Origin of the sequence: Haloprofundus salilacus, assembly GCF_020150815.1 — an archaeon.
Classification (GTDB): domain Archaea; phylum Halobacteriota; class Halobacteria; order Halobacteriales; family Haloferacaceae; genus Haloprofundus; species Haloprofundus salilacus.
Genome location: NZ_CP083723.1, coordinates 292,505 through 314,796, shown reverse-complemented (window position 1 = coordinate 314,796; position 22,292 = coordinate 292,505). Strand labels below are relative to the sequence as shown.

The window sequence follows — 22,292 nt, the reverse complement described above, 5'->3', positions numbered from 1 at the left end:
TCACGTGGGGTAGCGGCGACGGAGAGCGAGGCCTGGCTACGATTCGTGCTGACGGACGGCGGCGGCGAACTGCGAGTGGAGATAGGGATTGCCGTCGTCGTCGCGCTGAATCAGCGTCCCACCGTGGACCTGCTCTTCAAGCGTGTCGACGCGCTTGGAGACGGTGCGGTCGGTGTAGCCGGTCGCCTCGGCGAGTTCCTCGTCGGTGAGCGGGCCGTCGGCCTCGGCGAGGGCGACGAGAATTTCCCACTCGGATTTCTTCAGGCGGTCGTCGAGGAGTTCGACGAGCCGGTCGACGCTGTTTCGAGCCTCTGTCTCAGCCATACATTGAACAGACAACATACTGCGTTGAAATGGCTTGCGTGTTGGCGCCGGAAAATCACGTCAACCGGGCACAATCGTCTGATCCACGAGTTCGACCGGGCCGAGGGGTCGCGGAAACCGAGACGGCGTCCCGTCTCGGCGGAACGAACCCGCCGCTCAGCAGGAACAGTAGTAGTCGCGACGGCTGAACTCTGTCTCCAGCAGTTTCGCGGTTGGTTTCGGGTCCGAGGGCCGGTAGACGCCCGTCGTCAGCGTCCCCGACGATTCGAAGCTTCCGGCGGCGAGCGCCTCCCAGTCGTCGCCCGAAAGCACGTCGCGGAGCGAGTCGTCCGTCGACAGCAGCGTCAGGTAGTCGCGGAGGTAGACCCAGCGCCCGTCGTCGACGGAGTCGGCCGCGCTCGCGACGTCGTAGCTCACATCGTCGACGACCGACGAGTACGCGGCCAGCGGCAGGTTCGCCCCGACGGCGACGGGCATGGATATCCACTTCCACGGGCGCGTGTTGATGTCGAGGAGGACGTACTCCTCGCGGTCGGCGTCGTAGACGAACTCTGACTCGCTGATGCCGTGATAGCCCGTCCGCTCCAGCACCGACAGCGCACGCTCGCGAATTTCGGGTCGGTCGGTCGTCTCGACCACGCAGGAGGTGCCGAACGCCAGCGGGTAGCGGACGCGCGCGTTACCGACGACCGAGAGAGTCTCGCCGCCAGGTGAGACGTATGACGCGAGCGACATGTCGCGGCCCTGCGCGATGTTCACTTTCTCCTGTGCGAGCAGTTCGATGTCGGCCGCTTCGGCAGCTTCGAGCGTCTCGTACAGCTCCTCGCGGTCGCCGACTTCCAGCACGTTCGTCCCGAGCGCCTCCTCGCCCTCGCGCTTCAGCGCGGGTTTGAGCACGAACGGGAAGCCGAGCGCCTCCGCGGCAGCGTCGGGGTCGCTCTCGTCGAGCCAGTACGTCTCGGGGTACGGAACCTCCAACTCCTCTGCGAGACGGTAGAGCGACGACTTGTCAAGCACGGCGTCGATCCCCTTCTTGTCCGAGAAGGGCCGACGGACGCCCTCGGGTTCGGTGTCCGCGAACGCGTGGACCCACTCGTCCATACAGCCGAACGCGACGAGGTCGGTGCCAGCGGCGTCGGCGAGCGCTTCGAGGTCTTTCTTGAACCCGTCACTGTCGTCCAGCGGGTAGGTGACGCGCCCGGCGAAGTCGATCGCCTCCGACGGCGGTGCGACGCCGTCGCCGGAGCGGTCGAGCGCGATGACCGGCACGCCGTGGGCGTCGAGCGCCCGTGCGACGCTCAGTCCCGTGATGTGCGCGTTGGCGACGACGGCCGGCGGGCGGTCGAACGTCGCCTCGGCGACGGCCTCTAGCAGGTCGTCGGTTTCGAGAAAGCGGTCTGCCATGCGCGGTCGTTTCGGTGCGACCGATAAAAGCCCGTCAATAGCGGACAGCGGGGCCGATATCTGGGTTCGGGTTGCAGGTCGTCTGCCGACCCGTCTCAGGGTGCGACGAACGCCTCGCCGTAGATTGGAACGGTAAACAGCAGGAGCGCGAGCGCGGTGACAAGGGCAGTTACGGTGGCTACCCGTCGCTTCGTGGAGCAGTCGGCGTAGGCGATGTAGCCCCCGAGGACAACTATCGCGAGTTGCACGGCGAGTTCGACGTACGACGCTGTGTGACCGAGAACGCCCGGTCGGAGCAACAGTATCAGCATCGTCCCGGAGAGGGCGGTCCCGGCCGCCATCGCCGCGGTCGTAGTCGCGCGCCGACCGACGGCTCTCGCCGCGAGCGCGGTCAGCGCGACGTTGAGGAGGATTCGCAGGCCGACGAACGCCGCCAGACCGGCCGGGTTCGACCACCCCGGAAAGAGCCACTCGAACATCTGTCGAGCGAAGAGTTTCCGGACTCTTGTAAGTAGATTGTCGTCACTCGGTGTGAACGTCGGCGAAAACGTCTCGGTCGGATGCCTCGTATCGACGGCCGATGAATCTCCGAGTCCTCAAAGCGCGGCCGGGCGAGACGAACCTCGTCCGACTCTCCGGCGACGCGTTCTCGTCGCTGTCGTTGGAGGCGGGTGACGTCGTTCGCCTCCGAAACGGTGACCGGAGCGCCATCGCCGCCGCGTATCCGGCAGACGGAGAGGTGGTTCGACACGCGGACATCGACGCGCCGTGGGTGATGACCGACGGCGCGTTTCGGATAAATCTCGGCGTCAACCTCGGCAACGAGGTTTCGGCGACGACGGTCGACCCGACGGACGCCGAGCGTTCGACGTTCGCGATGCCGAAACTCCCTGCCACGCCGCGTATCGAAGAGATGGTCCACAACCAACTCCGCTCGCTGCCGGTCGAACTCGGACAGACGATTTTTCTGAGAAAGGGCGTCGGGGAACGGTACAGGGGCGGTCCCGCGCGGGTCGAGGCGACGACGCCCGACGCGCCGGTGAGAATCACCGCTGACACTGAAATCACGCTCACGCGTCTCGACCTTTCGGAGTGGTGACCGGCCCGCCCAACGCGAGTCGTTTTTCTCCCGCGAGCCCCTTCTCCCACCGATGACCGACGTTCCCGACCGCGTGCACCGCGCCTTCCGCGACCACGCGTCGTTCGAGAGAGTAGACGAGACGACGTACGAATCCGTGAAGACGCCGTTCGAGGGCACGGTCGAGGTGTCGCCGGGCGAAGACGGCCGCGTTGTCTATGACGTGACCGTCCGCGTGCCGATGCTCGACGAGGTGACCAACGACGAGGTGGCCGACGTGGTCGAGGAGGGCTGGTACGAGACGTTCGAACTCCGCGTCGTCGACGTGGGCGGCGTCACCGCCGTCGAACGCGACCTCGACCCGGAGGTCGCGGAGGAAGGCCGCCACGCGACCGTCGAGCTGTCGTTCGAGGACATCAACGAGCGGCGTGGCGTCGACGACGCGGGCGCGCTCGTCGACTTCGTCGAGGGGACGTATGCCCAGGGTATCATCCCCGGCTATGACTACACTGAACCGGTGTCGTCGATGCTCTCGCAGGCGTATCAAGCCGGAGGGAGCGACCCCGCCGAGTAGCACGAAAGGAGCGCGTAGCGTGCTGTGCCGTACCGCTCGCGCGGACGGGCGGTCGCGTTCAGTCCATCGAGATGTACGTCTGGGTGTCCTCGACCCCGTCGATGCCCTGTATCTCGGTCGCGGAGATGTTCTTGACCTCCGCGGGCGTGTCGACGGTCACCTTGGCGATGATGTCGACGTCCCCGGCGACGATGTGGGCGTCGACGACGCCGTCGAGCGACGAAATCTCGTTGCGCAGTCGCTCGGCCTCGCCGGTGTTGGCTTTCACCATCACGTAGGCGGTGACCATTCTCAGTCACCCCCCACGGCGGCGGCCATTGAACTGTCGCCGACGAGCAGTTGGCGCACCTCGTCAAGCACCGAGAAGTCCGCGAGCACGGCCACCCGGTCGCCGGTCTCCAGCGAGTCGTCGGGGAGCGGAATCCCCATTGAAGCGCCGTCTTTGCCGAACGCGAGGATGCGCGACTCCGACGGGAGCGCGACCTCGCTTATCGTGTAGCCGTTCATCGGCGACTCCTCGGTGATCGTGATGAGAAGCACCTGGAGGCTCTGGGCGATGTCGGCGATGGCGCGAATCGACCCGCCGAGCAGCGCGTTCTTTGCGCCGATAGCGCCGAGTCGTTCGGGGTAGACGATCTCGTCCACCTCCTTGGCGTACTTCTGGTAGATCTCCTCGCGGTAGTCCTCGTCGATGCGCATCACCGTCCGACAGCCGTAGTGCTTGCCGATCATGCAGGCGGCGAAGTTGACGTTGAGGTCGCTCGTGAGCGCGCCGAGCGCGTCGGCTTCGTCGACCCCTGCCGACTCCAGTATCGGCTCGCGAGAGCCGTCACCCTCGACGACCTCGAAACCGTTTGCGCGAGCGCGCTCGGCCTGATCTCCGTCCTGTTCGATGAGCGTCACGTCGTTGCCTTCCTCCCGGAGGACGCGCGCCGTTCGAAGTCCGACACGACCGGCACCAATGATAACGAACCGCATGGAACGGCGTACGTCGGCGGGGGAGAATAACCTTACCCCCGTTCGCCGACGTGACCCGGGGGAAACTTTTTGCCACGTTACCGAGTAACACACCACGATGGTTCACGCGTTCATCATGGTGAAGACGGGGGCCGGAGAGTCCGAGCAGTTGGTCGCGCCGATCCGAGAGCTCGAACGAGTGGCGGAGGCGCACATCGTCGCGGGCGCGTACGACCTCATCGTAGAGGTGGACGCCGAGGAGGTGTACGACGTTCTCAAGACCGCTTCGTCGGAGGTTCAGAGCCTTCAGGGCGTCACCGACACGAAGACGTACATCTCGCTCGACGACTGAGCGGAATCGGGAGCCACCGACAACAACTGTTTGAACCGCCCAAACGTAGTTTCCTCATGCGACTTCTGTTCCGCGCGTTTGCGGTCGTAGTCGGGTTGTCGCTCTTGGCGTTCTACGCGGTGCTCGCCCTCCTGACATACCAGTTTCTGCTCCTTCTCTGGTCCGTCCGTCCTGACCCGGCGGTGAGCGTCGCCCTCGTCTCCGCCGTCGTGCTCCTGACGGCGTGGGCCAACTACCGCTTCGGAGTTCCGAGACTGCTGGCGAGCGTCGACGCGATGCCGCTCGCTCCCGAGCGCGCGCCGGCGCTCTACCGCCGGCTCGACGCGCTCTGCGACCGAATGGAGATCGCGACGCCGGCGGTGTACGTCGCCCGCCTCGCCGCGCCGAACGCGTTCGCGCTCGGCGGTCCGAGAGACGGTATCGTCGTCGTCGACCGGTCGCTGTTTCGGATGCTCTCAGCCGACGAGTTCGAGGCGCTGCTGGCGCACGAACTCGCGCACCTGGAGGGGTACGACGGTCTGGTACAGATGTTCGCCATCAGCGCGCTTCGAACCGTCGTCGGCGTGCTCGCGCTGGCGCTCCTGCCGGTCGCGCTGTTTTTCGAAGGCGTCGCCCGGGCGACGGCGTGGGTGCGCGGGACGCCGACGGCGACGCCGCTCTCGAACGACGAGTACGGCGCCGCAGGCGTCGTGACGCTGGTCGCCGTGGGCCTCACCCTGTTCGTCCGCGCGTACTCGCGACGCCGGGAGTTCGCCGCCGACGACCGGGCCGTCGAGGTGACGGGTCGACCGCTGTCGCTCGCTCGCGCGCTCCACCGACTGCAGCAGGCGACCGAGTCGCCGTTGAGCCTGTTTTTCGGAATGCCGACGCCGACCCCCGCGCCAGCGGACGACACGCAACTCGGCCGACTGCTGTCGACGCATCCACCGCTGGAGGCGCGTATCGAACGGTTGGTCAAGAAGGCCGAACAGCGAGACGCGGCGGCGCGGTCGATTCCGATTCGGTGACCCGTTTTCGAACTGTCGACCCGTTATCGGTCGAGTTCCTGCGGGTCGTGGTTCGCGATGGAGTCGTGCATCGCCTCGCGCTGGGCTTCGAGTTCCGGCGGTAGCTCCTCGTAGACAAAGTCGAACAGTTCGTCCGGGTCGGTACGCGGGCCGGACTCAGCGGTTTCAACGGCCTCGGCCAGTTCCTCGTTCGCGTTTTCGTACACTTCTTCGACGAACGCGTCGTCGACGACGCCCTCAGCGCGGAGGAACTCCTCGAACCGCTCGAGCGGGTCGCGGGTCCGCCACTCGGGGAGGTCCGGGTCGTCGTCGCGGTAGACGGAGGGATCGTCGGCCGTCGTGTGCGCGCCGCGGCGGTACGTGAGGCTCTCTATCAGCACGGGAGTCCCGGCTCGGGCGGCTTCGAGTCCCTGCTCGACCGCGTCGCGGACGGCCAGCGGGTCGTTGCCGTCGGCCTGCACGCCCTCGATGCCGTACGCCTCGGCTTTGACGGCTATCGACTCGCTGGCGGTCTGTCGCTTCCGCGGCAGCGAGATTGCCCAGCCGTTGTTCTCGCAGAAGAAGACGACAGGCGCGTCGAAGACGCCCGCGAAGTTCAGCGCCTCGTGGAAGTCGCCCTCGCTGGTCGCGCCGTCGCCGAAGCAGACGAGCATCGCTTCGTCGTTCTCTCGGTAGTCGCGCGCCATCCCCGCGCCGACGGCGTGCGGAATCTGGCTGGCGATGGGAACCGCTTGGGGAAAGACGGGGACGTCATGGTCGGAGTGGTACTCGGGGTAGCCGCGGCGATAGCGGAGGATGTCGCTCATCGGGACGCCGCGGGCGATCTGGAGGGCGTTCGAGCGGTACGTCGGGAAGAGCCAGTCGTCGTCGGCCATTGCGTGAGCCGCGCCGACCTGTGACGCCTCCTGGCCGAGATACGGCGGGTAGCCGCTCATCCAGCCGCGCCGCTGTAGCGCGAGCGCGCGCTCGTCGAATCGCCGTGTCCGAACCAGGTCGACGTAGGCTGCTCGAGCGTCGTCGGGCGAGAACGGCGACTCCGACAGGGACCGTTCGTCGATGAGTCGGTGCATGACACACGTGTGGGCGATTATTCGTGATAAAGTGAGTCGGTTCGGGACGAGGGGACGACTGTCGACTCGATGGCCGTCGACGCGAGACGGAGGAGACGCCGCGTTCCGACAGTCCAAAGAGCGCGCGCCCCGTAGGCGGGGTATGGTCTCGGTCCTCGGTCTGGTCCTACTCGGGGTTGCGTTCCTCGCGCACACGTTCGTCGCAGCGGTGATGACGCGATTTCTCCGCTTGCGCCTGAACACGCAGTGGGGGATGGTGCTCTACGCCGTCGTCCTCATCCCGTTCGCGCTGCTGGCGCTGACACTGGTCACGGGCCAACTCGTTCCGATCGAACTCGGCCAGATGGGCGTACTCGGCCTGCTCGTCGGCATGCCGCTGGCGCTCGGCTTCACCATCGACGTGCTCTACATGCCGTCGCCGGACGAATACAGCGTCCCCGACACTCGCTGAGTACAGTGCCCTCGACACTCGTTCGGTACCGCGTCTCCGACATCCGCCGAGTACAGCGTCCTCAATACCGCTGAGGGCGTCGCGGCTACGTTAACGCGGCGGCCGACCCGCCGCTCTCGTTTCTCGCCGTCTCGACCCACTCGGGTCGTTCCACCTCCGTCGACCCGAGGTCGGTGATGCGCACCCGCTCGGTTATCCGCACCGACGTTCCACCTCGTTCGGTCTCGTACTGCAGTTCGTACGACCGGACGACGCCGGAGTAGTCGACTCGTGCCGTGAGCGTGACGTTTCGGAGCTCTCGCCCGTCGAAAAGGAGGCTCCGTTCCGAGGCTTCCAGCCGGTGGACGGAACGGTCGACTGTCTCGGGGGCGACGCTGACGTTCAACACGGTGAAGAGGCTGTACAGGCGGTCCGCGTACGTACCGTCCGAGAACAGCTCTCCGTTGGTCTCTCGGCTGTAGGTGTAGCTGACCTCGCCGTCGTTCGCACCGCTGCGCGCGGCGTACTCGGACACGTTCGGGTCGTACCAGTAAACGCGCGGACGATACTCGTCGTCCGTACGAGAGTCGCCAGTCTGCTCGGCGAGTCGTCGCCCGTCGTCCGCCACCCGAACGACGTAGCTACGGTTCGAGAGGAGACTCCCGTTTTCGGCGGCCGTTACCTGCGTCCGCATCGCCGCCGTCCGCGACCGGGACTCCACGGATCGGCGGTGCGTCGACGCGAGCGCCTCCGCGTCCTCGACGCCGTCGCTCGTCAGTCCAGGCGCGAGCCACCGAGCGGAGTCGTTCGTCCGATTCTCGCTCGGCGGCGTCGGCGATTCGTCGCCGAGAATGCCGCCGCAGCCCGAGAGGAGAAGGAGGGAGACAACTGCGAGCGAAGCGATTCTGGAAGGCATTACCGAAACGTCCGAAGCGTGATACATCAACCTGACGCCGCGCCGACAGAGCAACCCACGTCGATCGTGCAAAGTGCACGCCCGCTCAGTCGTCGTGAGTGGCGACGAGTCGGTCGACGGCGTCCTCGACGCGGTCGATGACTTCCTCGGGTGATTTCGTCGCGTCGACGCGGACGAACCGGTTCGGTTCGGCGTCGACGAGTCGCTCGTAGTTCGCCCGAACCGAGGCAAGATACTCGGCTTGCTCGAACTTGTTAGTCGCGCCGCTTCGCGCCGCCGCTGTCTCGGGGTCGACGTCGAAGTAGATGGTCGCGTCCGGCGGTCGGGTGAAGGCGGCGTGGATGCCGCGGATGTACTCTAGCGGGCGGTTTATCTCGGTTCGCTGGAGTTCGACCGCCTGATACGCGTACCGAGAGTCGGAGTAGCGGTCGGAGACAACGAGTTCGCCGTCAGCTAGCGCGGGGCGAATCACCCGCGATAGGTGGTCGGCGTGGTCGGCGGTGAACAGAAACAGCGAGGCGAGCGGGTCGGCGTCGTCGTCGCCGATGGCGCGGTTGACCGCATCGCCGTACCACGAGTTCGTCGGTTCGCGGGTGAAGACGGCGTCGGGGTGCGAGTCGTGTAGCGCCTCCCACACCGTCGTCTTCCCGCTGCCGTCGAGTCCCTCCAGCGTAATGAGCATGTCCGGGTGGAGTCGGTGGCCGCGCTTAAGCGTTGATAGCTCTCCGCGCGGAGTACGTCCGCGACCTCATCACGGAAACGGCTGCTTCGACCGGGTAGCACGGTCGGCTGCGAGCGAATCGCGCGGTAGCTTTACGTTCAGTCCGTCCGACAGTATGCGTATGAACGTGCTCGTCGTCGGCGGAACGGGGTTCGTCGGAACGCACCTCGCGGCGGAACTGCTCGACCGCGGCCACGAGGTGACCGTGCTGTCGAGGAGTCCCGAGGACGACGACCTGCCGCCGGGCGTCGAAACTGCCCGCGGCGACGTGACCGCCTACGACTCCATCGAAGGTGCGTTCGAGGGACAGGACGTCGTGGTCAATCTCGTCGCGCTGTCGCCGCTGTTCAAGCCAAAGGGCGGCAACGAGAGACACTTCGAGGTCCACCTCGGTGGCACCGAGAACGTCGTGAAAGCCGCCGAAGCGCACGGCGTCCCGAAACTCGTCCAGATGAGCGGAATTCACGCGGACCCGAACGCACCGACGGCGTACCTCCAAGCGAAGGGACAGGCGGAAGAAGTCGTCAAGAGCTCGGACCTCGACTGGGTGATGTTCCGACCCACCGTCATCTTCGGCGACGGCGGTGAGTTCCTGCCGTTCACAAAAAAAGTCTCGCCTCCGTACCTGACGCCGCTTCCGGGCGGCGGTAAAACCAAGTTCCAACCGATATGGGTCGGAGATATCGTACCGATGCTTGCCGACGCCGTCGAGAGTGACGAACACGACGACCACATCTACGAAATCGGTGGTCCCGAGAGATTGACGCTCGCGGAAGTAGCGAAGAAAGTGCACGGTGCAAACGGACGCTCGGTGAACGTCATCCCGGTGCCGATGGCTCTCGCTGGCATCGGTCTCAGCATCGGCGGCAAGATCCCCGGATTCCCGATGGGCGCAGACCAGTACCGGGGCCTGCAGTTTGACCTCTCGACAAGCGACAACGACGTCGGCGCGTTCGGTAGAGACGAGCGTGACCTGAAGACGCTCGACGCGTATCTCGGGGAGTCATCCCGGTGAGCGGCCAGTAACTTCGGCTTACCTTCGATATTTTACGCGTTCTGGACGGGCGAGAACACCGAGAGACGGAGGGTTCTCGGTGGAGAGAGATATTCACCGATTTTAACGATCTGGGGCCGAGAGACTGCCGTTCAGGTGGTCCGTAAGCACTCCTTACTGTCGACTGATCGTCAGAGAGTAACATGCCTGAAAATCACAGTTTACTGACTTTCTACCATCATAAGGCTTATATCGACATTCGTACTGGCTTTCACACAATGACGAGGGGAGCGAAAGCATGAAACTGGCAATGATCGGCTTCGGGCAAGCCGGTGGCAAGATCGTCGACAAATTCGTCGAGTACGACCAGCGACACGGCAGTGACATCGTCCGGGCGGCGGTCGCGGTCAACTCCGCGAAGGCGGACCTGATGGGGCTGCGCAACATCCCAAAGGATCAGCGTGTGCTCATCGGGCAGTCGCGGGTCAAAGGTCACGGTGTCGGCGCGGACAACGAACTCGGCGCGGAAGTCGCCGAGGAGGACATTGACGAGGTGCAGGGCGCCATCGACAGCATTCCGGTCCACGAAGTCGACGCGTTCCTCGTCGTCTCGGGTCTCGGCGGCGGCACCGGCAGCGGCGGCGCGCCGGTCCTCGCGAAACATCTCAAGCGCATCTACACCGAACCCGTCTACGGTCTCGGCATCCTCCCGGGTAGCGACGAGGGCGGCATTTACACGCTCAACGCCGCCCGCTCGTTCCAGACGTTCGTCCGCGAAGTCGACAATCTGCTCGTCTTCGACAACGACGCGTGGCGCAAGACCGGCGAATCGGTCCAGGGCGGCTACGACGAGATAAACGACGAAATCGTCCGCCGCTTCGGCATCCTCTTCGGCGCTGGCGAGGTCCAAGCGGGTCAGGAAGTCGCCGAGAGCGTCGTCGACTCCTCCGAGATCATCAACACGCTCTCCGGCGGCGGCGTCTCCACCGTCGGCTACGCCTCCGAATCCGTCGAGGAGAAGCAGTCCGGCGGACTCCTCTCGCGGCTGACCGGCAACGGCGGCGACGACGACACGCTCGACACCGCCCACACGACGAACCGTATCACGAGTCTCGTCCGCAAGGCTGCGCTCGGACGGCTGACGCTCCCCTGTGAGATCGAAGGAACCGAGCGCGCGCTGTTGGTTATGGCTGGTCCGCCGCAGCACCTGAATCGGAAAGGTATAGAGCGCGGCCGCAAGTGGCTCGAGGAGCAGACCGGGAGCATGGAGGTTCGCGGCGGCGACTACCCCGTCACCGGGAGTGGCTTCGTCGCGAGCGTCATCCTGCTTTCGGGCGTGACGAACGTCCCCCGTATCAAGGAACTCCAGCAGGTCGCCATCGAGGCGCAGGACAACATCGACGAGATAAACCGCGAGAGCGACAACAACCTCCAAAATCTGGTAAACGATGACGAAGACGAACTGGAATCGCTCTTCTAAACTCGCCGCGCTCGTTGCCTGTGCGCTCCTCCTCTCGGCGTTCGCCGCTCCGGCGGCCGCCGTCTCGGTCGCCGAGGAGAACGTTCCGGCGGAGGGTGAGGTCGGAGAGCAGGTCAGTGCGACGGTGACGCTCGGCCAGTTGTACCAGAACCCGCAGTGGAACACGTGGTCGGTCGCCGGCGAGACGAATCTCACCGACGTGACGTGGACGGTGACGTACTACGACCAGACCGGTTCGAAGGTCGGCAGCGACGAGTTCGACGGGCAGAACTTCACCGGCGCGACCGTCTCCTCGAACGACGGCGTCAGCGAAGTCGACGTGAAAGTCACCGGCACGGTGCCGGAAGTGACGGAGTACGACTACGAGGACGAGCAGTCGTTCCTCCTCATGGGACTCTCGCAGTCGCGCGACGGCGGCGCGAGCAACGAGATCGGCTCGTGGGAGACGCACCACTACACGACCGAGAGCGCCGAAGCGCGCGCGGCCATCGAAAATGCCGAGGCGGCTATCGAAGCGGCCGGCGGTGCGGACACACAGCAGGCCGAACAGTCGCTGACGCAGGCGATTCGCGCGTACGACGGGAACAACCCTGACTTCGACCTCGCGGTCGAACTGGCGAACGAAGCCGAAGACCAAGCCGGATCCGCCCAGCAGTCGAGTCAGACGATGCAGATGGCGATGTACGCCGTCGGCGGTCTCGTCGTACTCCTGCTCGTCGCGGGCGGCGTGTTCTGGTACCGCTCGAACCAGACCACGTACGATAAACTGGGATAACCCCCTCTCTTCTCTCATGGACGTTCTCGTCCCGTACGCAGCGACTCGGCCGAAGACGCGCCTCGCGGAGGTTCTCAACTCGGCCGAGCGAGAGTCGTTCTCGCGGGCAATGCTCGCTGACGTCGTCGATGCCGTCGCCGAAACCGGCGCGGAACCGACCGTTCTCGCGACCGCTCCGGTCGAACTCGACGCGCCCGTCGTAGTCGACGACCGACCGCTCTCTGCGGCGGTCAACGACCGACTCACCGCGACCAGCGACCCGACCGACCACGACGCGACCGACGACGAGCGACGCGACGGCGACGTCGCCACAGAGGCGACGCGACGGCGACGCGAAGACGACCCGACGGCAATCGTGATGAGCGATCTCGCCGTCGCCACCCCGCGAGTACTCTCTCGCTTTCTCGAATCGAGCGGTGACCTCGTCGTCGCCCCCGGACGCGGCGGCGGGACGAACGCGCTCGTCGTCCGTCACCCCGACTTCTACGTCGACTACCACGGCGCATCGTATCTCGACCACCTCCGAATTGCCCGCTCTATCGGTGCGACCGTCCGCGAGTTCGACTCGATGCGCCTGTCGACCGACGTCGACGAACCCAACGACCTCGTCGAGGTGTTGCTCCACACCAACGGGCGGGCGCGCGACTGGCTCCTCGACGCCGGATTCGATGTCGACTCGCGCGATGGCCGCGTCGGCGTGCAACGCGAACGTTGAAGTGCGAGAGCGCGGCCAGCTCTCCGCGTGACCTGACGCGCAGTCGCGAGGGCGTCGAGGCGGGTGCGCGGCGAACCCCTCGCGATACGAGGAGACGCCGAAACGTTGCCTGTTCGCCAACTCGCGATCGTACCCCTGCCCTCCCCCCTCGCGGGTTGCCGGGGAGTGATACGTTTTTGTTCGGTGGCGTACCACGCCTCAACGTGTTTCCCGCGGCCGACGAGTACGACGTAGACATCGCCGTCGACGACGCCGAGGTGGAGCGACTGCTGTCGGTGACGCCCGACGACGCGGACGCCGCTCCGGCGCTGACCTACGCGCGGAACGTCTTCCTCCCGTTGACGACGGCGTGTCGCTACACCTGCACGTACTGTACCTACTACGACGTGCCGGGACAGGCGACGCTCATGTCGCCAAAGGACATCCGAGAGACGCTCCGCATGGGCGCTGACGCGGGCTGCACGGAGGCGCTCTTTACGTTCGGCGACAAACCAGACGCGCGCTACGAGGTGATTCACGACCAGCTCGACGAGTGGGGTTACGACTCGATTCTCGACTACCTCTACCACGCCTGCGAAATCGCGCTCGAAGAGGGACTGCTGCCGCACTCAAACCCCGGTGACCTCACCGAGTCGGAGTTCGAGCGCCTGCGCGAGGTCAACGCTTCGATGGGCGTGATGCTGGAGACGACCGCCGACGTGTCGGCGCACTCGGGGACGCGCCGGAAGACACCCGGCCAGCGCCTGAACACCATCCGCGCCGCCGGACGCGCGAACGTGCCGTTCACCACCGGACTCCTCGTCGGTATCGGCGAGACGTGGCGCGACCGCGCCGAGAGCCTGCTCGCAATCCGCGAACTCCACGAGCGCCACGGCCACGTCCAGGAGGTGATCGTCCAGAACGTCGTCCCGAACGAGCGCTCCGACTACGAGACGCCGAGCGTCGAGACGATGCGCCGCGTCGTCGCGATGGCGCGCGTCACGCTCCCCGAGGAGGTCTCAGTGCAGATACCGCCGAACCTCTCGCCCGCCCGCGAACTGCTCGACTGCGGCGTCGACGACCTCGGTGGGGTGTCGCCGGTGACGGACGACTACATCAACCCCGACTACGGGTGGCCCGCGCTCGAGGAACTCCGCGACATCGCCGCCGGTGCCGGCGTCCCGCTCCGCGAGCGGTTGCCGGTATACGAGCGGTTTCTGCCGTCGGATCTCGGTGGAGACGGGGGAAACGCGCACGACGACGTGACGGAGCGGTCTGTGTTGTCGGCCGCCGCGGGGACAGAGTGGCTCTCGACTCGGATTCACGCGGCGCTTCGCGCCGACGACGACGCCGGCCGGCGCTACCGGGCGCTGCTTTCAGAGTAGGTGGTAGCCTCGACGCGCCGTTCGACTCGCTCGACAACGCCGCAGAAGGCGCGAAAACGGTTCGATTAGGTGAGTTCTTCCCGGGAAGTAATGACGTGACGGTGCGAACGTAGGGTGTACATGTCGTTTCAGTCAGTCGCTACGGTCGCCTTACAGACGATACCGATAGAAGGGCTCACGCTCGGCGAACTTATCCAACAGTATCTCGTTCCGGCGGTGCTGTTCGTTCTCGGCATCGCCGTCACGCTCGTTCTCGGACGGGCTGTTCTCGTGCCGCTCGTCGACCGCGTGCTCAGACAGCAAGGCCACGACGAGACGGTTCGCACTCTCGCGGACAGCCTTATGGCTGCGGTCGTCTGGGTGCTCGCGCTCGCGGTCGGTCTCATGCTGGCCGGGTTCGGCACCGTCATCGCCGCGCTCGGCGTGTTCGGAGGGGCGCTCGCACTCGCGGTCGGCTTCGCCGCGCAGGACCTGCTCGGCAACTTCGTCGCCGGAATCTTCATCCTCAAGGACAAGCCGTTCGAGGTCGGCGACTGGATCGAAGTCGGCGACATCACGGGCCGCGTCGAGGACATCGACCTCCGGGTCACGCGCGTCCGGACGTTCGACAACGAGCGAATCACCGTCCCGAACGGCGAACTCGCAAACAACCCGCTGAAGAACCCCGTCGCCTACGACCGCCTCCGACAGCAGTTCGTCTTCGGCATCGGCTACGAGGACGACATCGACCAGGCGAAGGCCGCGATTCTCAACGAGGTCGGTCGGATCCCCGAGGTGCTCGACGACCCCGCACCCGACATCCGTGTGACCGAACTGGAGGACTCCTACGTCGGTCTCAACACGCGCTTCTGGGTCGACAACCCGAACCGCTCGGATTTCGTCCGCGTCCAATCCGACGTCGTCCAGAACGTCAAAGAACGACTCGACGCCGAGGGTATCGACATGCCGTACCCGTACCGACAGCTCACGGGCAGCGTCGACCTCGGCGGTGAACTGACGACGCAGCGCGCGCAGACGCCCGCCGACGACTGAGCGCGGACGCCGTCCGTCGTCGGCCTGCGTCAACGTCGACTCACTCGGCCAACCACGGCGCGAGATCCGGGACCCGCTTTCTGACGGCGGCGTAAACGACGGCGACGACAAGCGTCGCCGCCGTCAGTAGACGGACCGGCCCCTCGAAGAGAAAGAGACCGGGAAGCGACAGCACCGCCGTCAGCGCGAGGTCCTCCGGCGACCCGTCCCACCGGATGAGTCGCTTCGGCCGGAGCCATCGGTCGAGCGGGTGGACGAAGACGGCGTGCTCGGAGGTGTTCTCCCACGGACGGAGTTCGTTGCCGCCGCAGAACCAGTCGGCGACGGAGTGGACTGCCGCCGAGAGAAAGAAGAAGAAGGCGGCGAGTGTCGCCGTCGTCGGCACGAGAACGGCGAGAACGCCCGCCAAAGCGACTGCTCCCCAGTAGTAGACGGGGAAGTGCAGCGTCTTTCGGTGGACGCCGACGAACAGGTCGAGGTCCGGGAAGACGCCCCCGGCCATCGCGCTCACGGCGGCGAGCGGCGCGAGTTCGGGCGCGAAAATCGCGAAAGGGGCGGCGATGACGACGCCCGTCGCGATGTGGGTTGGGCTCATCATCGCGCGGTCGGCCTCACTCTGGCGACTCCCGGCGGTCGAGCATCGGCGTCCCGTCGGCGCGCGGGCCGAGCATCGGGCCGTGTGGGCCGTCGTCGGGGTCGATTCGGCGGCGCGTCCGGTAGTCGGTCGACCGCTCGACCGGAGGGCGGCCGATGGCCGACAGCATCTCGACGTAGTCGTCGAACGAGCGGAACTCGCCGTACTCGCCGCCCGCGCGCTTAGTGATCTCCTCGGAGAGAATCGTCCCCATGAAGTCGTTCGCGCCGCAGTTGAGCAGTTTCAGCCCCTTCTCGTCGCCGTACTTCACCCACGACGACTGGACGTTGTCGACGTTGTCGAGGAAGAGGCGGGACACCGCGATGAGTAGTTCGTCCTCGGCGTCGGAGGCCCCGCCGGTGACGACGCCGCGCTCGTACAGCGGCGTTTGCTGGTGGACGAACGACAGCGGGACGAACTCGGTGATACCGCCGGTTCGGTCCTGCAGGTCGCGAATCTCCTTCAGGTGCATCACGCGGTGCATTTCGTTTTCGACGTGGCCGTACATGATGGTCGCTGTCACGTCCAGTCCGGCCGAAATCGCTCCTTCCATCGCGTCGACCCACCCCTGCGAGTCGATTTTCCCCGGACAGATGACCTCGCGCACCTCGTCGACGAGAATCTCGGCCGCGGTTCCGGGCGCAGAGTCGAGTCCGGCATCCCGGAGTTTGTGGTAGACGGACTCGTAGGACCAGTCGGTGCCGCGGCGAGCGTGGTACGCCTCCTCGGGTGTCATCGAGTGGAGGTGAACGCCGCCGACCGACATCGCCTCCATCTGTTCGAGGTACGTCCCGGGGTCCGTCTCGTAGCGCTCCGGCGGCTTGTAGTTCACCGTCCGCGCGGCGTCGTCGTAGTCGCGCAGAATCTCGTGGTGTTCGTCGTCGAGCGCGAACGCCGGATGGAGTCCCGATACCGACGTCACCTCGTAGATACCCGTGTCGAGGGCGTCTTCGACGACGGCTCTCGACTCCGCGGGCGTCTTCGTGAAGCCTCCGTGGTCGGCGCTGGAGTCGCTCTCGAAGGCGTGAGAGCTGTCCTTGAAGTTGCAGAACAGACAGCCGGTGTTGCACGCCGTCGTTACGTTGTTGTTGAGGTTCGCGACGAACGTCACGTCCTCGCCGACGACGTCGGCGCGGCGGCGGTCGGCGGCCTCCAGCACGAGTTCCTTGCGTACCGGGTCGATTCCGTCGTTCTCGGTACCGGTAGTCAGCAGTTCGACGCCGTCGTCGACGGTGAGTCGCTCGCCGTCTCGGGCTTTCGCCAGCGCGTTCTCGAACGACTGGTCCGTCTCGGGCACGTATTCGAAGTCGAACGCCGTCGGCCCAGTCGGACCGCGCCCGGCGTCCGGCGCTGGCGCGTCGCTCATAGGAACTCCCACCGCCGCGACCGGTAAAAGTCAGGTGGTCGTCGGCAACCCGCACCCCGAAAGTCGTCACTCGCACGAGCGTCACCCATCGCCTGTCACGCAACTGCCCGCTCAGTCGTGGACGAGCACGTCCAGCACGTCCGGTCCCGGACGAGAGACGGCCGCTCGAACCGCGTCCTCGATCTCGTCCGGCGAGTCGACTAGCCGACCGCGAGCGCCGTGGCTCTCGGCGTTCGTCGGGATGTCGACCGCCGGTTCGAAATCCATGCCGACGAACTCGTAGTCATCCTCGTCGCCGCCGAACAGGCCGAGTGCGTTGTCTTTCAGGATGCGGTAGTTTCGGTTGTCGGAGACGACGACGGTGAGATCGAGGTCGTAGCGCGCCGCCGTGTACAGCGTCTGCGGATAGTAGAGGTACGAGCCGTCGCCGACGAATCCGAGGACGGTCCGCGGGTCGTCGCGCTGGCTCTCGGCGACAGCCGCGCCCACAGACGCCGGGAGTCCGTAGCCGAGACCGCCGCCCTTGTTCGAGACGTACTGTTCGGGTGCGAACGGCCATCGTGTGAGCATCACGTACTTCGAGGTGACGCCCTCGTCGACGACGTAGGCGTCGGGGACCGCGGCGCGAATCGCATCGACTAGCTCGGCTTTCGAGGCGCGGGGGTCGTCGGCGTCGTTCGAATCCCCGGTCCCGAGCGAGCGCAGCCGTTGTTCGACCGCCTGCTTCGTCGCGTCGACGCGTTCGAGTCGCGCCTCGCGTTCGTCGTCGCCGACGCGCTCACGAACGCGCACCGCGAGTTCCGAACATACGAGGCCGACGTCGCCCAGCACCGCCGCGTCCGCGGGCTGATTCTTGCCGAGTTCCCAGGCGTCGGGACCGAGGTGGAGACACGTCGCGTCGTCGGGGACGAGCGGCTTCTCGTGGCGCGTCAGCGTCGTGTGCGTGGAGATTCCGGCAAAGACGAGCGTGTCGGTGTCCATCAACGTCGACGCGAGTCCCTCGTCCGGCGGCACGTGCGACACCCACTGCGGGTGGTCGCCGGGGAAGTTCACCTCGCAGGAGAGAATCTCCCCGTGGACGCGCGTTCCTGCCGCCTCTGCGAGTTCGACGGCGGCGTCCACCGCGTCGACTCCGGCGCGAGCGACTTCGTCGCCGACGACCAGAACGGGGTCGTCAGCGTCGGCGAGGAGATCGGCGGCGCGCTCCAATTGCGTCGGGTCGCCGCGACCCGCGTTCGGAACCGGTCCCAATCGCTCCGGGTCGGCGTCGGTCTCGGTCATCATCACGTCCAGCGGCAGTGCGAGGAACACCGGACCGGTCGGCGGCGTGAGCGCGACGCGGAACGCCCGGCGGAGCATCGTCGGGAGCGCGGTCACGTCGCGCACCTCGTCGGACCACTTGCAGAACTGGTCGGCCAGTTCGCGGAGGTCGCCCGAGAGGATGGGTTCCTCGTGGCGGAAGTCGGTACTGTGGTTGCCCGCGGTGACGATGAGCGGTGCGCCGGCGACGCTCGCGCCGTAGAGGTTGCCGAGACCGTGCGCGAGTCCCGGCGTGACGTGGAGGTTGACGACGCCGACCGGCAGAACGTCGGAGTCGTGGTGGCTGTGATACCGGCGGGTACTCGCGTAACCCGCCGCCGCGCCGACGGCGACGTCCTCGTGGAGGCCGAGAACGTAGTCGAGATTGCTGTCCTCCAGCGCCCGCATCACCGGTAGTTCCGTCGTACCGGGGTTGCCGAAGAGGTGCGTGACACCGTACTGTTCGAGCGCGTCGACGAAGAGATCCGCGCCGGTGTAGCCGTCGGTCATACGGTAAGGGTGCGGTCGCGAGGCTAATACTCTCGGGTGTCGGTGGCAGTCAACACATTCTCCGAGAGCCCCCCAACGATCCACCCCACGCGGCGCGGACGTTTATCAGCGATAGCGGGACCAAACCCCGTATGAGCTGACGAACTGCCGCGAGTCGGTCGAGGGCGGGTGCGCAACGCGCCACTCGCGGGCGAAGTCGAGTTGCCTGTCAGCAGCTACTCCGTACCGTCGAGAAATGTCTGTAGCTCGTCACGGTACACGTCGGGTCGGTCCTCGGTCACCCAGTGGTACGCTCGGTCGAGTTCGACGAACTCCGTCGAGTCGACGTCGTCGGCCAGTCGTTCGGCGTACGAGACGGGTTGGAACTGGTCGTCACCGCCCCACAGCAGCAGTGTCTCCGCCGCTATCGCATCGTAGTCGAGTTCGGTCGTATGGTTCGTGTTCGTCGAGACGGCCGCCCGTGACAGCGCCGTCTTCCCGCCGTCGCCGAGCCACGGCGCTTTCATCCCCTCGACGAACGCCGGGTCCGGGTCGTCCTCGTACAACCCGTCCTCGAACGCGCCGTCGAGTTGCGCTTCGAGTTCGTCGTCGTCCATCTTCTCGGCGTTCTTGGGCACGCCGAGGGACGCGACGAACTCCACCGGCCACGAGTCGTAACAGACGGCGTTCGATAACACTAGTCGGTCGACGGCGTCGGGGTTGTGCGTGGCGTAGCGAAGCGCCACGCCGCCGCCGATGTCGTGGCCGACGAGCGTGACGGAATCGACGTTCAGTTCGTCGAGTAGCGACTCCAACATCGCCTCCTGCGCGCGAATCGAGCGGTCGAACCCGTCGCGCATCGTCGAGTTTCCGTAGCCAACGAGATCTGGGGCGACGACGTGCCGAGATTCGGCGACTGCCGAGGCGACGCCGCGCCAGAGGAACGACCATGTCGGGATGCCGTGGAGGAAGACGACCGGAGGCTCGTCGTGGTCCGTCCCCGCTTCGTAGTAGGCGACCCGGAGTTCGTGGTCGTCGACTTCGACCGTCGTCGTCTCCTGCGCGTCGCTCCACTCCTCGTGCGTCGAGGTGTCGTCCATGTGACAAGCGATGGCGAGGAGCACAAAGTAGGTCGGGCCTGATCTGTCATCTGGGGTTCCGCCGAGCGAGCGGAGTCGAACCGCGTCGGCGGACAAGCATACACGTGCATAAAATAGGCTGACGAAATCGAACTATAAAGCACGAAAGTGAAACATTGATACGCCGGGCGGTCGCGTGTTCAGTTATGACGAGCGTCAAGGAGTTCCGCGTGACCGAGGAACCGACGGCCGACTCACTCGGCCGGGGGAGCTTCGTCTTCACCGACGACTACTCGGTCTTCGACTGGGGGAAGATGCCCGACGAGATCCCGGGGAAAGGGGCGAGTCTCTGTACGATGGGCGCGTACAACTTCGAGTTGCTCGACGTGAACCACATCCCGACGCACTATCGGGGAGTGGTCGAAGACGGCGAGGAACGCGAACTCGGCGAGACGACCGAACCACCGCGCGAGATGGCTATCAATCTCGTACAGGTGCCGAACCTCCGGTACGAAGACGGCTACGACTACGAAGGGTTCTACGACGCAGTCGGGAACAACTACCTGATCCCGCTCGAAATCGTCTTCCGGAACACGGTTCCCGTGGGGTCGAGCCTCCGGTCGCGCGGTGACCCCGCCGACTACGGTCTCGACTACGACTCGTGGCCCGACGGGGTGGTGGAACTCCCCGAACCGGTCGTCGAGTTCTCCACGAAGTTCGAAGAGCGCGACCGCTACCTCTCGCGGGACGAGGCCGACGCCATCTCCGGCCCGGCCGAAATCGACCGCCTCGAAGAGTTGGCGTTCGCGGTGAACCACATTCTCACCGAGCGCGCCGACCGCGCGGGACTCGTCCACGAGGACGGGAAAATCGAGTGTCTCTACCACGACGGATCGATAGAAGTCGCGGACGTAGTCGGAACGTTCGACGAGAACCGATTCAGCTACGAAGGACAGGAGATGTCGAAGGAAGTCGTTCGGCAGTACTACAAGCGCGAACATCCGGAGTGGGTCGACGCCGTGAGCGACGCAAAAGCCGAGGCGGACCGGCGCGACGATCCGGATTGGCGCGCGTTGTGCGACGCCGAGCCACCGGCGCTCCCCAACTCAGTCGTCGACACCGTTTCGGAGATGTACGCCGCCGGGACGAACGCGTACACCGACTACGACTGGTTTGGCGCACCCGAACTGGACGAGGCCGTCGACGCGGTCCGCGATCTGTAGCGGTCGATTTTTGGGGTTTTCGGCGGTCAGTCGTCGCTGGCGTCGGCTTCCGCTCGCTTGCGAACCGCCGACGGCAGTTTCCCGTCGACCGGACGGTCCGGGTTCGCTTCCTGCGCTTCCCGCGAGAGACCGAGTTGGTAGTCGATGTCGTCGCTGTCGCGAAGACTCGTCCGCCCGCGGTGGACGGTCAGCGCGTCCTCGAGGTGGAGTTTGACCGCTTCGAGCAGCGCGTCGGCTTCGAGCGGTTGCCCGCGTTCTTTTATCTCGGCGACCGTCGCATCGTCGGGCACGTCGAAGGCGCGCTGTGTGATGATGGGTCCCTGATCGAGGTCGGTCGTCACGTAGTGGGCGGTGACGCCTGCGATTCGGACGCCCTCTTCCTTCGCCTGCCGGTAGGCGGCTGCGCCGGGGAACGACGGGAGGAGGCTCGGGTGGATGTTGATGATGCGGTCCTCGTAGCGGAAGACGACGTTCGGCGAGAGGATGCGCATGTAGCGGGCGAGAACGATGAGGTCTACGTCGTACTCGTCGAGCAGGTCGAGCAATTCCCCTTCGTCGGCGCCGCCCTTCTTGTCGCCGATGTCGTGAAACGGCACGTCGTAGTGTTCGGCGAGCGGTTGGAGGTCGTCGTGGTTCCCGATGACGACGCCAATGTCGGCGCCGAGTTCGTCGTTGGCCCACGCCTCGAACATCGCTTCGAGGCAGTGCGACTCCTTCGTCACGAGGACTGCGAGACGTTTCGTCTCGCGGTCGGCGGGGAACCGAACGCGAATGTCCACGTCGAGTTCGGTCGCAAGTTCGTCGAGCGTCGCACGGAGCGTCTCGGGCGTGCACACCATCTCGCTCGTGTCGGCATGCAGCGTCATCCGGAAGATTCCCTCGCGGACCGCCTGGTCGATATCTTCGATGTTGATACTGCGGTCGAATAGAAGAGACGTAATACGCGCGACGAGGCCCGTCTTGTCCTCGCCGATGACAGTAATCTCAGTCAACTCTCGGGTCATGCTCT

25 protein-coding genes are annotated in these 22,292 nt (G+C 65.7%); 12 read left to right on the top strand and 13 right to left on the bottom strand.

Annotated elements, in window-relative coordinates:
- Positions 1-36: 36 nt before the first annotated feature.
- The 3 genes from LAQ58_RS01455 to LAQ58_RS01445 all read right to left on the bottom strand — a co-directional run bounded on the left by LAQ58_RS01455 (position 37) and on the right by LAQ58_RS01445 (position 2,207).
- Positions 37-324: a winged helix-turn-helix transcriptional regulator gene (locus LAQ58_RS01455; protein WP_224448853.1), complete on the bottom strand. Its 288-nt coding sequence runs from the start codon at positions 322-324 to the stop codon at positions 37-39.
- A 156-nt stretch (positions 325-480) separates the two neighbouring features.
- Positions 481-1,728: a carboxylate--amine ligase gene (locus LAQ58_RS01450; RefSeq protein ID WP_224448852.1), complete on the bottom strand. Its 1,248-nt coding sequence runs from the start codon at positions 1,726-1,728 to the stop codon at positions 481-483.
- 95 nt (positions 1,729-1,823) lie between these two features.
- Entirely contained in the window at positions 1,824-2,207 is a 384-nt protein-coding gene (locus LAQ58_RS01445; RefSeq protein WP_224448851.1) for a hypothetical protein, read from the bottom strand.
- A gap of 101 nt (positions 2,208-2,308) precedes the next feature.
- Here LAQ58_RS01445 and LAQ58_RS01440 point away from each other — a divergent pair, with 101 nt between their 5' ends.
- Entirely contained in the window at positions 2,309-2,827 is a 519-nt protein-coding gene (locus LAQ58_RS01440; RefSeq protein WP_224448850.1) for a CDC48 family AAA ATPase, read from the top strand.
- Positions 2,828-2,879: 52 nt separating this feature from the next.
- Positions 2,880-3,380 carry a DUF5813 family protein gene (locus LAQ58_RS01435; RefSeq protein WP_224448849.1) on the top strand — a complete coding sequence of 167 codons (501 nt, stop codon included), beginning with the start codon at positions 2,880-2,882 and terminating at the stop codon, positions 3,378-3,380.
- A 58-nt stretch (positions 3,381-3,438) separates the two neighbouring features.
- Here LAQ58_RS01435 and LAQ58_RS01430 read toward each other — a convergent pair whose 3' ends face one another.
- Both LAQ58_RS01430 and LAQ58_RS01425 read right to left on the bottom strand, forming a co-directional pair.
- The gene (locus LAQ58_RS01430; RefSeq protein ID WP_224448848.1) at positions 3,439-3,669 is read right to left on the bottom strand and encodes an Lrp/AsnC family transcriptional regulator; all 231 of its coding nucleotides are present in this window, start codon (positions 3,667-3,669) and stop codon (positions 3,439-3,441) included.
- A 2-nt stretch (positions 3,670-3,671) separates the two neighbouring features.
- On the bottom strand, positions 3,672-4,358 hold the full coding sequence (locus LAQ58_RS01425; protein WP_224448847.1) for a potassium channel family protein: 687 nt from the start codon (positions 4,356-4,358) through the stop codon (positions 3,672-3,674).
- Between the two features lie 97 nt (positions 4,359-4,455).
- Between LAQ58_RS01425 and LAQ58_RS01420 the strand changes: the two genes are divergently transcribed.
- Together LAQ58_RS01420 and LAQ58_RS01415 are read left to right on the top strand one after the other, a co-directional pair.
- The gene (locus LAQ58_RS01420) at positions 4,456-4,689 is read left to right on the top strand and encodes an Lrp/AsnC ligand binding domain-containing protein (RefSeq protein WP_224448846.1); all 234 of its coding nucleotides are present in this window, start codon (positions 4,456-4,458) and stop codon (positions 4,687-4,689) included.
- A 56-nt stretch (positions 4,690-4,745) separates the two neighbouring features.
- On the top strand, positions 4,746-5,696 hold the full coding sequence (locus tag LAQ58_RS01415) for a M48 family metallopeptidase (protein ID WP_224448845.1): 951 nt from the start codon (positions 4,746-4,748) through the stop codon (positions 5,694-5,696).
- A 23-nt stretch (positions 5,697-5,719) separates the two neighbouring features.
- Here LAQ58_RS01415 and LAQ58_RS01410 read toward each other — a convergent pair whose 3' ends face one another.
- Positions 5,720-6,766 carry a thiamine pyrophosphate-dependent dehydrogenase E1 component subunit alpha gene (locus tag LAQ58_RS01410; RefSeq protein ID WP_224448844.1) on the bottom strand — a complete coding sequence of 349 codons (1,047 nt, stop codon included), beginning with the start codon at positions 6,764-6,766 and terminating at the stop codon, positions 5,720-5,722.
- 142 nt (positions 6,767-6,908) lie between these two features.
- Between LAQ58_RS01410 and LAQ58_RS01405 the strand changes: the two genes are divergently transcribed.
- Entirely contained in the window at positions 6,909-7,217 is a 309-nt protein-coding gene (locus tag LAQ58_RS01405; protein WP_224448843.1) for a DUF7991 family protein, read from the top strand.
- Positions 7,218-7,302: 85 nt separating this feature from the next.
- Here LAQ58_RS01405 and LAQ58_RS01400 read toward each other — a convergent pair whose 3' ends face one another.
- Together LAQ58_RS01400 and tmk are read right to left on the bottom strand one after the other, a co-directional pair.
- A complete protein-coding gene (locus LAQ58_RS01400; RefSeq protein WP_224448842.1) occupies positions 7,303-8,112 on the bottom strand; it encodes a DUF7537 family lipoprotein in 810 nt (269 codons plus the stop codon).
- A gap of 85 nt (positions 8,113-8,197) precedes the next feature.
- Positions 8,198-8,794 (bottom strand): dTMP kinase, encoded by a 597-nt coding sequence (gene tmk / locus LAQ58_RS01395; protein WP_224448841.1) that lies wholly within the window; start codon positions 8,792-8,794, stop codon positions 8,198-8,200.
- A 160-nt stretch (positions 8,795-8,954) separates the two neighbouring features.
- On the opposite strand from tmk, the gene LAQ58_RS01390 reads away from it, so the two are divergent.
- The 6 genes from LAQ58_RS01390 (at position 8,955) to LAQ58_RS01365 (ending at position 15,193) form a co-directional block, all read left to right on the top strand.
- Positions 8,955-9,848 carry a complex I NDUFA9 subunit family protein gene (locus tag LAQ58_RS01390; protein ID WP_224448840.1) on the top strand — a complete coding sequence of 298 codons (894 nt, stop codon included), beginning with the start codon at positions 8,955-8,957 and terminating at the stop codon, positions 9,846-9,848.
- A gap of 277 nt (positions 9,849-10,125) precedes the next feature.
- Positions 10,126-11,307: a tubulin/FtsZ family protein gene (locus LAQ58_RS01385; RefSeq protein ID WP_224448839.1), complete on the top strand. Its 1,182-nt coding sequence runs from the start codon at positions 10,126-10,128 to the stop codon at positions 11,305-11,307.
- On the top strand, positions 11,276-12,082 hold the full coding sequence (locus LAQ58_RS01380) for a hypothetical protein (protein WP_224448838.1): 807 nt from the start codon (positions 11,276-11,278) through the stop codon (positions 12,080-12,082). The genes LAQ58_RS01385 and LAQ58_RS01380 overlap by 32 nt, the downstream gene beginning before the upstream one ends.
- A gap of 16 nt (positions 12,083-12,098) precedes the next feature.
- Positions 12,099-12,797: a 2-phospho-L-lactate guanylyltransferase gene (gene cofC / locus LAQ58_RS01375; RefSeq protein WP_224448837.1), complete on the top strand. Its 699-nt coding sequence runs from the start codon at positions 12,099-12,101 to the stop codon at positions 12,795-12,797.
- A gap of 203 nt (positions 12,798-13,000) precedes the next feature.
- Positions 13,001-14,161, top strand: a complete 1,161-nt coding sequence (gene cofG / locus LAQ58_RS01370; RefSeq protein ID WP_224448836.1) for a 7,8-didemethyl-8-hydroxy-5-deazariboflavin synthase subunit CofG — start codon at positions 13,001-13,003, stop codon at positions 14,159-14,161.
- A gap of 120 nt (positions 14,162-14,281) precedes the next feature.
- On the top strand, positions 14,282-15,193 hold the full coding sequence (locus LAQ58_RS01365; RefSeq protein ID WP_224448835.1) for a mechanosensitive ion channel family protein: 912 nt from the start codon (positions 14,282-14,284) through the stop codon (positions 15,191-15,193).
- Positions 15,194-15,233: 40 nt separating this feature from the next.
- Here the strand turns inward: LAQ58_RS01365 and LAQ58_RS01360 are convergent, their stop codons facing one another.
- From LAQ58_RS01360 to LAQ58_RS01345, 4 genes are all read right to left on the bottom strand, one after another.
- On the bottom strand, positions 15,234-15,791 hold the full coding sequence (locus tag LAQ58_RS01360; RefSeq protein ID WP_224448834.1) for a metal-dependent hydrolase: 558 nt from the start codon (positions 15,789-15,791) through the stop codon (positions 15,234-15,236).
- Positions 15,792-15,804: 13 nt separating this feature from the next.
- Complete coding sequence (cofH, locus tag LAQ58_RS01355; RefSeq protein ID WP_224448833.1) at positions 15,805-17,193, bottom strand: 7,8-didemethyl-8-hydroxy-5-deazariboflavin synthase subunit CofH; 1,389 nt, start codon at positions 17,191-17,193, stop codon at positions 15,805-15,807.
- Positions 17,194-17,304: 111 nt separating this feature from the next.
- Positions 17,305-19,002 (bottom strand): thiamine pyrophosphate-binding protein, encoded by a 1,698-nt coding sequence (locus LAQ58_RS01350; RefSeq protein WP_224448832.1) that lies wholly within the window; start codon positions 19,000-19,002, stop codon positions 17,305-17,307.
- Positions 19,003-19,217: 215 nt separating this feature from the next.
- Positions 19,218-20,081 carry an alpha/beta fold hydrolase gene (locus tag LAQ58_RS01345; protein ID WP_224448831.1) on the bottom strand — a complete coding sequence of 288 codons (864 nt, stop codon included), beginning with the start codon at positions 20,079-20,081 and terminating at the stop codon, positions 19,218-19,220.
- A gap of 185 nt (positions 20,082-20,266) precedes the next feature.
- Between LAQ58_RS01345 and LAQ58_RS01340 the strand changes: the two genes are divergently transcribed.
- Positions 20,267-21,283, top strand: a complete 1,017-nt coding sequence (locus LAQ58_RS01340) for a phosphoribosylaminoimidazolesuccinocarboxamide synthase (RefSeq protein ID WP_224448830.1) — start codon at positions 20,267-20,269, stop codon at positions 21,281-21,283.
- A gap of 26 nt (positions 21,284-21,309) precedes the next feature.
- Here the strand turns inward: LAQ58_RS01340 and LAQ58_RS01335 are convergent, their stop codons facing one another.
- Positions 21,310-22,287, bottom strand: a complete 978-nt coding sequence (locus LAQ58_RS01335) for a formyltetrahydrofolate deformylase (protein ID WP_224448829.1) — start codon at positions 22,285-22,287, stop codon at positions 21,310-21,312.
- Between the last annotated feature and the right edge of the window lie 5 nt (positions 22,288-22,292).